We start from the raw sequence: 10,514 nt of genomic DNA, 5'->3' as shown, positions 1-10,514 counted from the left end.
GACGATGCGCAATGTAAAAGATCCATTTATTTGTCCTGAGCTGAGTAGAGCGCAAGCACTCTCAGTTGAGCCAACACGCTTTTTAATTCTGGGGCTGGGTGAGTCTGGAATCGCAATGGCGAAATGGTGCTTGCGTCATGGTGCGCATACTCGCTTGGTTGATACGCGCGAGCGAAGCGCCCTCAATGAAAAACAACGGGCACAACTAAGCGAACTGGAGCTTGCTGGTCTAACCGACATGCATTTTGGTAGCTGGGACGCCAGTATGTTGGATCACATTGATGTGATTGGCATATCACCAGGGCTATCGCCAATTGCGGAGCCAGCACAATCGATTTTGGCAGCAGCACAGGAAAAAGGTATTCCGGTGTGGAGTGAGATCGAGTTCTTTGCCCGCGGTATTGCCGCGCTGGAGCGGGAATCGGTTGCCGAGGTAGTGGACCATGAGGGTTGGACTTACCAACCTAAAATCATCGCCATTACTGGCACGAATGGCAAAACAACCACAACGGCACTAGTGGGCCAGTTGTGTGAGCGTGCCGGTAAAACAGCGGCAGTGGCTGGCAATATTAGCCCCGCAGCACTGGATAAGCTAATGGCTTGCCTGGATAGCGCCGATGGATTGCATGATCTGCCGGAGTTATGGGTGCTCGAGTTATCGAGTTTTCAATTGCACTTTACCTATAGCCTCAATCCCAGCGCAGCAACGGTTCTCAATTTAAGTCAGGATCACTTGGATTGGCATGGCGATATGCAGGCCTATGCCACTGCTAAAGCCGCTATTTTTGGACCCAGCAGCATTTGTATTGTGAACCGGGATGAAGTTGAATTAAATCGCTTGCTAAGCAGTCAATTAGAAGATCGGCAGATCATTCACTTCGGCTCAAATCGGCCGGATGAGCCAGGGTCATTTGGTATTGAGCGCGATCCTCAGGCTGGAGGAATTGATTGGTTAGTTTGGGCTGAGGTGGATGAGAATGCTGAGTTAGAAAAGCCCAAGCGGCGACGCAAAGCGATGGCAGAAGAAGCTGAGCCACTACGCTTAAAGCGCTTAATTCCGGCAGATGCGCTACGTATCCGCGGCAAACACAATGCTCTCAATGCCCTGGCTGCCTTGGCATTAGCACGCGCAGTTGGCTTGCCGCTCAATAAATTACTGCATGGTTTGCGCGAGTACCGCGGTGAACCGCATCGCGTACAAAGCGTTGCTGTCATTCGGGATGTCGAGTACGTTGATGACAGTAAAGGAACCAATGTAGGTGCTACCGTTGCGGCTCTGAATGGCCTTGGCGACGCAACCGGTTCTAAAAAGATTTGGTTAATTGCGGGCGGCGATGGCAAAGGCCAAGATTTTTCGCCCCTCTTTGATCCAGTGCAGCGTTTTGCAAAAGGCGTTCTATTGATTGGTAAGGATGCGCCGCTTATTCAAGATGCGCTGCAAGCAACCGGCGTTGTAGTAGAGCACTGCGAAACGATTGCGGTCGCAGTGAAGACTGCTTCAGAGCGCGCAACTTCAGGAGATGTGGTTCTCCTTTCTCCAGCATGCGCCAGCTTTGATCAGTTCAAGGATTACGTCCACCGTGCTGCTGTATTTGTATCTGAGGTGGAAGAGCTGGGAATGCAGTTTTCCGACTCTAGTCTTGAGGCAGATTGTTCGTCTGGGGTAAGCGCATGAACCTTAATCGCTTTTGGAATTACTCCCGCGGCGGTATCACTGGCTTTCGAACTGGCTTACGTGATGCCGTTACAGGAGTAGAGCAAACGCGCTCGCGCATGATGGAATATGACCAGTTGCTGGTATGGGCAGTCGTTTCATTGGCGCTCATTGGTTTGGTGATGGTGTACTCCGCATCGATTACCTTAGCCGACGGTCCGAAGTATAAAAACTACAGTAGCAATCACTTTCTGATTCGGCATTTGATTTCACTCACGATTGCCACGGTAGTTGGCTTGTGTGTGTTTCGGATTCCAGTAAAGATGTGGGACAAGCTTGCGCCGATTCTATTCGGAATTACCATCCTATTGTTGATTGCAGTCCTGATCCCTGGAATCGGTAAAGGCGTGAACGGAGCGCGCCGCTGGATCTCCTTTGGGTTTATGAATTTCCAGCCATCGGAGCTGATGAAGTTTGCCGTTGTCATTTTTGCTGCGAGCTATACCGTTCAGCGCCAAGAGTATCTCCACTCGTTCGTGAAGGGTTTGGTACCAATGGGTGTTGCTGTCATGATCATTGGCGCATTGCTGCTATGGCAGCCGGATATGGGCGCTTTCGTAGTGATTGCTTTAATTGCCTTTGGTATTCTTTTCTTGGGCGGAATTAATGTGAAGTTATTTGGTGGCTTGGTGGTTGCTGGAATTACCAGCGCCGCCATCATCATCGCTCTCTCACCATTTCGTCGCGAACGCATTTTTGCATTCCTAGATCCTTGGGCAGCAGATCATGCGGCGAATAAAGGCTATCAACTAACCCATTCGCTGATGGCGTTTGGACGCGGCGAGTGGTTTGGTACTGGCCTTGGTGGCAGTGTCGAAAAATTGCATTACTTACCCGAAGCGCATACCGATTTCATCTTGGCGGTAATTGGTGAGGAGCTTGGCTTTGCCGGAGTACTCGTCATTATCTTTTTGTTTTACTGGATTGTGCGCCGTGCTTTTCTGATTGGCCGAACATCACTGCAATTAGATCGTAGCTTTGCTGGTTTGGTAGCAAAGGGGATTGGTATTTGGATTGGATGGCAAGCCTTTATCAATATGGCGGTGAATTTAGGCCTATTACCGACAAAAGGCTTAACCCTGCCATTAATTAGTTATGGCGGCTCTGGAATTTTGATGAATGCCGTTGCTATTGGCGTATTGCTCAAGATTGATTACGAAAACCGCGTCTTAATGCGGGGAGGCAAGTTATGAATCAGCCTTCCATCTTAGTCATGGCCGGCGGTACTGGCGGGCATATCTTCCCCGGATTAGCAGTGGCTGAGCTTTTGCGTGCGCGTGGCTGGCAGGTGGCATGGTTAGGCAATGCTTCTGGCATGGAATACCGCTTGGTGCCGAGTCGCGGGTTTCCGTTTGAGGCAGTCAATTTTGGCGGCCTGCGCGGTAAGGGTTTGCTGACTAAGTTAATGCTGCCTTTTAATCTAGCAAGAGCATGTTTGCAAAGCTGGCAGATTATTCGTAGGCTCAAGCCCAGTGTCGTACTGGGCATGGGCGGCTACATTACTTTTCCTGGTGGATTAATGAGCGCCTTGCTGAAGCGACCACTGGTTTTGCATGAGGCAAACTCAGTTGCTGGCAGCGCCAATCGCTATCTCTCCAGGATTTCGACTAAAACCCTGACGGGATTTCCGAATACGTTGCCCGAAGGCGAGTGGGTTGGTAATCCGATTCGCAGTGAGTTTGAATCAATCGCATCCCCTGTTGAGCGTTACGGCGCGCGTACTGGCCGCCTGACATTATTGGTTGTTGGTGGTAGTTTGGGTGCCGCCGCCCTAAATGAAACGATTCCCGCTGCGTTAGCCCTGATGCCTGCTGAGGAAAGGCCTCAGGTGCTGCATCAGGCGGGTGAAAAACACGTCGCTGAACTCAAGCAGCGCTATGCTGATTACGGGGTTACTGCAGATGTTCGCGCCTTTATTGGCGACATGGCAGAGGCGTATGCTGCAGCCGATCTCATCATATGCCGTTCGGGTGCAATGACCGTATCGGAGATTGCTGCCTGCGGCGTTGCCGCTTGCTTCGTGCCATTTCCATTTGCCATTGATGATCACCAAACAGCCAATGCAGCGTTTTTATCAAGATCAGATGCCGCTAAGTTGTGGCCACAAACTGAGCTTAATCCAAGCGCACTGGCTGCTTGGTTACAAACTTTACGGCGCCCTGAACTAATGGCAATGGCAGAGCGTGCTCGCACTCTAGCAAAGATGCAGGCAACCGAGCGCGTGGCAGCCATATGCGCCGAGTCTGCAGGAGCAAATAAATGAAGCATATTGTTCAGCAGATTCATTTTGTCGGTATTGGCGGCGCGGGCATGAGCGGCATTGCCGAAGTACTGCTCAATTTGGGATACCAAGTTTCGGGTTCCGATTTGGCTGAAAGCGCGACAACGAAACGCTTGCGTGGGCTAGGTGCCGATATTCAGATTGGCCACAAGGCGAGTCATGTTGGTACTGCTGAGGCCGTGGTGATTTCAACAGCAGTCGCTGGCAACAATCCTGAAGTGATTGCTGCACGCGCTGCAAAAATTCCGATTATTCAGCGGGCAGTAATGCTGGGTGAACTGATGCGCTTAAAGCAAGGCATTGCGATTGCAGGAACGCATGGAAAAACCACAACGACCAGTTTAGTTGCTTCGGTGCTCGCTGAGGGCGGGCTTGATCCCACATTTGTAATTGGCGGAAAACTCAATTCAGCCAATGCCAATGCACGCTTGGGGCAGGGCGATTTTATTGTGGTCGAGGCAGATGAATCGGATGCCTCATTCTTGCAGTTATTTCCGGCGATGGAAGTCATCACCAACATTGATGCCGATCACATGGATACCTATCAGCATGATATGGCGCGCCTCAAGCAAGCGTTTGTGCAATTTACGCAGCGCATGCCTTTTTATGGCATTGCGATTGTGTGTGCAGACGATGCCAACGTGCGGGATCTAATCCCATTTGTATCGCAACCTATTCTGAAATACGGCACTGCTGATGATGCCGACATCCGCGCGCACCACATTCAGGCCGACGGAACGCGGATGCGCTTTACGGTGGAGCGCCGTACGATTCGGCGTCATGGCGCTAAGCCCGGACCCTTGCAAATCGAGTTGAACCTTCCGGGATTGCATAACGTGCGCAATGCGCTTGCTGCGATTGGTATAGCGACTGAATTGGGTATACGCGATGAAGCTATTGTCAAAGCTTTATCGGAGTTTGGCGGCGTCGGTAGGCGTTTCCAACGCTACGGCGATATTGCATTGGCAAAGGGTGGAAGTTTTACCTTAATCGATGATTATGGACACCACCCCGTTGAAATGGCAGCCACTTTGGCGGCAGCACGTGGGGCTTATCCGGGTCGCCGACTGGTTTTGGCATTTCAGCCCCACCGCTATACCCGAACACGCGATTGTTTTGGTGACTTTGTGGATGTGTTGCGCGGCTTCGATGCCTTGGTGTTGACGGATGTCTATCCCGCCGGAGAGCCCCGCATCAAAGGTGCTGATGGGGAGAGTCTCTTTAAAGCAACCTGCAGTAATGACGCTGAAGCCAAGTCAGCATTGCTACAGAATGCCGACTCTATTTACATAGCCAAAGTAGCGGATATGCCTGCAGCGATTACGACCATGCTGCGTGATGGTGATGTGGTTATTACGATGGGCGCCGGATCCATATCCACGTTGCCCGCTATTCTATCGGGAGCGCAGCATGCTTAATCGCACGATGCCCTGGGGAGAGCGAGTCAAGACTGATCTTGCTAAGCTTAAGCCGAGTGATTTGGGTAAGGTCGGAGTATTGCTCGGTGGCAAATCAGGCGAGCGGGAAATTTCCCTCTTGTCGGGCAATGGTGTTTTAAGCGCTTTACTGGAAAAAGGGGTTGATGCGCACGCCTTTGATCCCGGTACGCGCAGCCCTACTGAGATTTCGAAGGAACGGTTTGATCGGGTCTTTATTGCCCTGCATGGCCGGTATGGCGAGGATGGCACGATTCAGGGCTTGCTTGAGTTGCTGGAAATTCCGTATACCGGCAGTGGTGTCCTTGCTTCCGCGCTATCCATCGACAAAATTGCAACCAAGCAAATCTGGCTCAGTAATGGTTTATCAACACCTGAATTCGAAGAGCTAACGCCTCAAAGCAATTGGACTGCAGTAGCAAAGCTCCTGGGCTTACCATTGATCGTCAAGCCAGCCCATGAAGGCTCATCATTGGGTTTAACCAAAGTCAAAACCGTAGATGAGCTTCCGAGCGCCTATGCAAAAGCAGCCGCTTTGGATACCAAAGTCATTGCAGAGACTTGCATTATTGGTGATGAACTGACTTGCCCATTGGTGGGTGAGGGGGAAAGCGCCGAAGCGCTGCCAGTCATTCGGATTGTTCCACCAGATGCCAATTACGATTTCCACAATAAGTACTTCTCAAACGATACGCAATACTGTTGCCCTACTGGCTTGGATGAGGCGGTTAACCAAAAGGTTCAAGCCCTAGCGCTGGCTGCTTATCGTGCATTGGGTTGCCGTAGCTGGGGTCGTGCGGACGTGATGTTGGATAGCCGCGATGGCACACCGTATTTATTGGAGATGAATACATCCCCTGGCATGACATCCCATTCCCTAGTGCCGATGGCAGCAAAAGCAGCAGGCGTGAGTTACGCCGATTTAGTGTTGTGGTTATTAAGCCAAACAATGGATGTAAGGCAATGAGTAATTTAGCGAAGCGCTCATTCCATTTTCTCCTAGGTATGTCAACACCTTTGCTGAATAATCCTGCGCGAATGACCGAAGTGAGTCGTTGGTTAATGCGTCTCTTTTTTCTGCTGGCAACAGTTGCAGGATTAATGTGGCTAAGCCAGCGACCTGTTTTTGCCTTACGCCAAATGCAAGTTGAGCCCTTACCAGGACAAGTTGTCAAACACGTCAATTTATCCCAAGTAAAAAATCAAGTACTGGAACAAGTCCAAGGTAACTTTTTTACAGTACGCCTCGAAAACATCAAAGAATCGTTTGAAGATCTGCCATGGGTTCGCCACGCTAGTGTGCGGCGCGTATGGCCGAATGGCATCGCCGTGAGTATCGAAGAGCAAAAGCCATTTGCCATATGGGGTAACCGCAGCGAGCAAAAGTTCATGAATGGTTTTGGCGAAGTATTTAGCGGCAGCCTTTCGCAGGTCGACGACCCTTCCCATTTAATTGAAGTATCGGGGCCGAATGACTCGAGCAAAGAAGTCATGCAACTCTATCAAAAAGCGACCCGTTGGTTTGCGCCTTGGAATGTCGACGTTGTTGGCGTTACTTTATCGGATCGGTATTCCTGGAGCGTGAAGCTATCCAATGGCATCCGTGTGGAATTTGGCCGCGATGAGGAGGCCCAAGGCAAAGCCTTAACCGAAGAGCGTGTTGCTCGCCTCATTGAATACTGGCCAAAGGCACAAGAGCGCCTGACGGGCCGTGTTGATGCAATTGATTTACGGTACGGCAATGGATTTGCAATACACCTTGCTAGTGCGGCTAACAAAAAGCCCGAGCTCGATACAAAAAAGAGTGGGGTACAACGGTGAATTTAATCATGAGGAAATTTGATGAGTAAGGATAACCGAGACCTTTTGGTCGGTCTTGATATTGGCACATCAAAAGTAGTTGCTTTGGTTGCTGAGCTTGATGCGGATGGGCAATTTAATGTGGTTGGCGTTGGCCAAACCGCGTCCAAGGGTTTGAAGAAGGGCGTTGTGGTCAACATTGAGGCCACAGTGCAATCGATTCAAAAAGCGCTCGAGGAAGCCGAGGTCATGGCGGATCGTCGCATTGTTCAGGTCTTTACTGGCATTGCAGGCAATCATATTTTTAGTTTTAACTCGAGTGGCATGGTTGCCATCCGGGACAAAGAGGTGGGCTCCACCGATGTAGAGCGTGTACTGGAGACAGCAAAGGCCATCAACATTCCGACGGACCAACAAATTCTGCATATCCTGATTCAGGAATTCATCATCGATGGGCAAGAAGATGTGCGCGAGCCAATTGGCATGAGTGGACTGCGTTTGGAAGTGAAGGTTCATATTGTTACCGGCGCTGTGAGTGCGGCCCAAAATATTGTGAAGTGTGTTCGACGCTGTGGTTTAGAGGTGAACGATCTCATTCTGCAACCCCTTGCATCTAGTCTTGCAGTCCTTACGGATGATGAGAAAGAGCTTGGTGTGGTGTTAGTCGACATTGGTGGCGGTACAACGGACATTGCAATCTACAGCCAAGGATCGATTCGCCATACCGCGGTAATTCCGATTGCAGGCGATCAAATTACCAATGACATTGCAATGGCATTACGCACTCCGACGGTAGAGGCCGAAGACCTCAAAATTCATTATGGAATTGCCCGCCAAGATATGGCGGATTCCACTGCCATGATCGATGTGCCTGGTGTGGGTGATCGCGAACCACGGCCGATCTCAAAGCAGGCTCTCGCTGCGGTGATTGAGCCACGCGTCGAAGAATTATTTACTTTGGTATTGGGGGTTGTGCGTGACTCGGGGTATGAGGGCATGGTTTCGTCAGGCATTGTTCTGACGGGCGGCACCTCCTTGATGCCTGGCATGGTCGAGTTAGCAGAGCAGGTTTTTTTGAGGCCTGCACGAATTGGAACCCCAGAGTACCGCGGCCATCTTCATGAGGTATTACGCAGTCCACGCTTTTCAACGGGCATTGGACTCTTAATGGAAGGTCAGGCGCAGCTGATGCGGGGTCGTCGCGTATCGCAATCCGGCTCTTTTCAAGGTGTTTTTTCGCGAATGAAGGAATGGTTCGCGGGTAATTTTTAAGTTTTTTTCGTCGTCGTCAATGTAACTAAGTAACTCAGGAGGGTTTATGGAATTCGAAATGGTAGATCAAGATTTAGCCGGCAAGACCATTATTAAAGTGGTTGGAGTCGGGGGCGCTGGTGGCAATGCTGTCCAGCATATGATTCGTCGCGGTGTGGACGGAGTGGAATTTATTTGCATGAACACGGATGCGGGTGCATTGCAGCGCTCCGCGGCATCGATTAACTTGCAATTAGGCTCAAGCGGTCTTGGCGCAGGTGCAAAACCAGAAATTGGCGCAGCTTCTGCACAAGAGGCCCGCGCTCGGATTGCGGATTCATTGCAGGGCGCTCATATGGTGTTCATTACCGCTGGTATGGGCGGCGGAACCGGTACGGGCGCTGCGCCCATCGTAGCTCAAGTCGCCAAGGAAATGGGAATTTTGACAGTTGGTGTCATTAGTAAGCCATTTGATTTTGAGGGCGTTAAGCGCTTAAAGGTGGCAGAAGATGGAGCGCATGAATTAGAGGCGTATGTCGATTCGCTCATCGTTGTTCTCAATGAGAAGTTATTCGAAGTCATGGGTGAAGATGCCGAGTTTGATAAAGCATTTGCCTGCGCTGATGATGTTTTACATAATGCCGTTTCAGGCATTGCTGAAATCATCAATGTCCAAGGCTTGATTAACGTCGACTTTGAAGATGTGAAGACGGTGATGGGCGAGCAGGGCAAAGCCATGATGGGAACTGCTACTGTTTCTGGAATGGACCGCGCTCGTTTGGCCGCAGAGGCAGCAGTAGCATCGCCCCTGTTGGAAGGTGTTGATCTATCGGGTGCGCGTGGTGTTTTGGTCAACATTACTGCTAGCCGTTCCCTCAAGTTATCGGAAACACGTGAAGTCATGGCAGCCATTCGTGGTTATGCCGCGGATGATGCCACGGTCATTTTTGGTACGGTGTACGACGATAGTTTGGGCGATGCCTTGCGCGTTACGGTGGTAGCGACAGGCCTTAATCACCCCCAAGCCATGCAAAAAAGCCAGCCCGAAGTCATTTGGCGTAAAGCAACGGGTACACACGATGCAATGCCTACGATGGCTGACTTAAATAGCTTTGCTCCATCTAGCCCATCGGCTGCAATGAGCATGGCAGGTATGGATTCCACTATTTCGGCAGTGGGTTCTGGCGCAGGGATGGCTTCAGCTAGTGGCAATGCATTTGGCGCTGCTCCAGCCCAGCCGGCCGGGGTCGACTATAGCCAATATGATTTGCCACGGGTATTTCGGTCCCGTTCAGAGCCGAGCAGTGCGCCAACCTTGGGTGCAGATAGCTCGCCACAGGCCAAAACCATGCTGGATAAAGGGGCGGATTTCTATGAAATTCCGGCTTTTCTGCGGAAACAGGCTGACTAATGAATTGCTCAATACAATAGTGTTATGAGAGATGCCAGCGCAGCGCCCCTCCGGACGACGAATCCTGCGCTTGCGTTGGCTCACCCATTTATAACTATTGAATTGGAGATTTTATGATTGCAGTTGGACAAAAACTACCGAACGCCACCCTGTATGAGTTTCTGAATGAAGAAACCGAAGGCTGCTCTATTGGCCCTAATGCGTTTGAAGTGGAGAAGTTAGTTGCTGGTAAAAAAATTGTGATTTTTGCTTTGCCTGGCGCCTTTACGCCAACCTGCTCCGCACAACACGTGCCAGGTTATGTTGCCCAGTTTGATGCCATTAAAGCAAAAGGCGTTGACGAAATTTGGTGTGTGTCCGTGAATGACCCATTTGTCATGGGTGCATGGGGTCGCGATCTGAATGTAGGTAAAAAAGTACGTATGCTCGGTGACGGTAGCGCTGAGTTCACCAGCAAATTGGGTATGGAATTTGACTTAACCAAGCGTGGACTCGGAATTCGTTCCCAGCGTTACGCCATGGTGGTAGAGAACGGCGTAGTGAAATCACTATCCCTCGAAGCCCCGGGTAAGTTTGAGGTGAGCGATGCTGCCTCGGTATTAAAACAGCTGTAATTCAATT

The 10,514-nt window shown here is 50.7% G+C and carries 9 protein-coding genes; all 9 read left to right on the top strand.

Going from position 1 to position 10,514, the window contains the following annotated elements; translation table 11 throughout:
* Positions 1 to 4: 4 nt before the first annotated feature.
* The 9 genes from murD (at position 5) to Q8M75_RS09390 (ending at position 10,507) form a co-directional block, all read left to right on the top strand.
* The gene (gene murD / locus Q8M75_RS09430; RefSeq protein WP_305488830.1) at positions 5 to 1,675 is read left to right on the top strand and encodes a UDP-N-acetylmuramoyl-L-alanine--D-glutamate ligase; all 1,671 of its coding nucleotides are present in this window, start codon (positions 5 to 7) and stop codon (positions 1,673 to 1,675) included.
* Positions 1,672 to 2,907, top strand: a complete 1,236-nt coding sequence (gene ftsW, locus Q8M75_RS09425) for a putative lipid II flippase FtsW (protein WP_305488828.1) — start codon at positions 1,672 to 1,674, stop codon at positions 2,905 to 2,907. Before murD ends, ftsW begins: the two co-directional genes overlap by 4 nt.
* The gene (gene murG, locus Q8M75_RS09420) at positions 2,904 to 3,977 is read left to right on the top strand and encodes an undecaprenyldiphospho-muramoylpentapeptide beta-N-acetylglucosaminyltransferase (protein ID WP_305488826.1); all 1,074 of its coding nucleotides are present in this window, start codon (positions 2,904 to 2,906) and stop codon (positions 3,975 to 3,977) included. The genes ftsW and murG overlap by 4 nt, the downstream gene beginning before the upstream one ends.
* Positions 3,974 to 5,413 carry a UDP-N-acetylmuramate--L-alanine ligase gene (gene murC, locus Q8M75_RS09415; protein WP_305488824.1) on the top strand — a complete coding sequence of 480 codons (1,440 nt, stop codon included), beginning with the start codon at positions 3,974 to 3,976 and terminating at the stop codon, positions 5,411 to 5,413. Before murG ends, murC begins: the two co-directional genes overlap by 4 nt.
* A 7-nt stretch (positions 5,414 to 5,420) precedes the next feature.
* Entirely contained in the window at positions 5,421 to 6,398 is a 978-nt protein-coding gene (locus Q8M75_RS09410) for a D-alanine--D-alanine ligase (protein ID WP_305489117.1), read from the top strand.
* The gene (locus Q8M75_RS09405) at positions 6,395 to 7,252 is read left to right on the top strand and encodes a cell division protein FtsQ/DivIB (protein WP_305488822.1); all 858 of its coding nucleotides are present in this window, start codon (positions 6,395 to 6,397) and stop codon (positions 7,250 to 7,252) included. The genes Q8M75_RS09410 and Q8M75_RS09405 overlap by 4 nt, the downstream gene beginning before the upstream one ends.
* Positions 7,253 to 7,273: 21 nt before the next feature.
* On the top strand, positions 7,274 to 8,503 hold the full coding sequence (gene ftsA, locus Q8M75_RS09400) for a cell division protein FtsA (RefSeq protein ID WP_305488819.1): 1,230 nt from the start codon (positions 7,274 to 7,276) through the stop codon (positions 8,501 to 8,503).
* Between the two features lie 46 nt (positions 8,504 to 8,549).
* Positions 8,550 to 9,893, top strand: a complete 1,344-nt coding sequence (gene ftsZ / locus Q8M75_RS09395) for a cell division protein FtsZ (RefSeq protein WP_305488817.1) — start codon at positions 8,550 to 8,552, stop codon at positions 9,891 to 9,893.
* Positions 9,894 to 10,006: 113 nt separating this feature from the next.
* Positions 10,007 to 10,507, top strand: coding sequence for a peroxiredoxin (locus Q8M75_RS09390; RefSeq protein ID WP_305488816.1), 501 nt, complete (start codon positions 10,007 to 10,009; stop codon positions 10,505 to 10,507).
* Positions 10,508 to 10,514 lie beyond the last annotated feature (7 nt).

The sequence above is a fragment of the Polynucleobacter sp. genome (genome assembly GCF_030693775.1).
Classification (GTDB): Bacteria; Pseudomonadota; Gammaproteobacteria; order Burkholderiales; family Burkholderiaceae; genus Polynucleobacter.
The sequence above is the reverse complement of the archived record's forward strand: the minus strand, read 5'-3'. Positions and strand labels throughout refer to the sequence as shown.

Bases quoted from the DNA above. Each gene is read 5' to 3' on its own strand.
- murD (WP_305488830.1), top strand. From the start codon at position 5: ATGCGCAATGTAAAAGATCCATTTATTTGTCCTGAGCTGAGTAGAGCG.
- ftsA (WP_305488819.1), top strand. From the start codon at position 7,274: ATGAGTAAGGATAACCGAGACCTTTTGGTCGGTCTTGATATTGGCACA.
- murC (WP_305488824.1), top strand. From the start codon at position 3,974: ATGAAGCATATTGTTCAGCAGATTCATTTTGTCGGTATTGGCGGCGCG.
- Q8M75_RS09390 (WP_305488816.1), top strand. From the start codon at position 10,007: ATGATTGCAGTTGGACAAAAACTACCGAACGCCACCCTGTATGAGTTT.
- murG (WP_305488826.1), top strand. From the start codon at position 2,904: ATGAATCAGCCTTCCATCTTAGTCATGGCCGGCGGTACTGGCGGGCAT.
- ftsZ (WP_305488817.1), top strand. From the start codon at position 8,550: ATGGAATTCGAAATGGTAGATCAAGATTTAGCCGGCAAGACCATTATT.
- Q8M75_RS09405 (WP_305488822.1), top strand. From the start codon at position 6,395: ATGAGTAATTTAGCGAAGCGCTCATTCCATTTTCTCCTAGGTATGTCA.
- Q8M75_RS09410 (WP_305489117.1), top strand. From the start codon at position 5,421: ATGCCCTGGGGAGAGCGAGTCAAGACTGATCTTGCTAAGCTTAAGCCG.
- ftsW (WP_305488828.1), top strand. From the start codon at position 1,672: ATGAACCTTAATCGCTTTTGGAATTACTCCCGCGGCGGTATCACTGGC.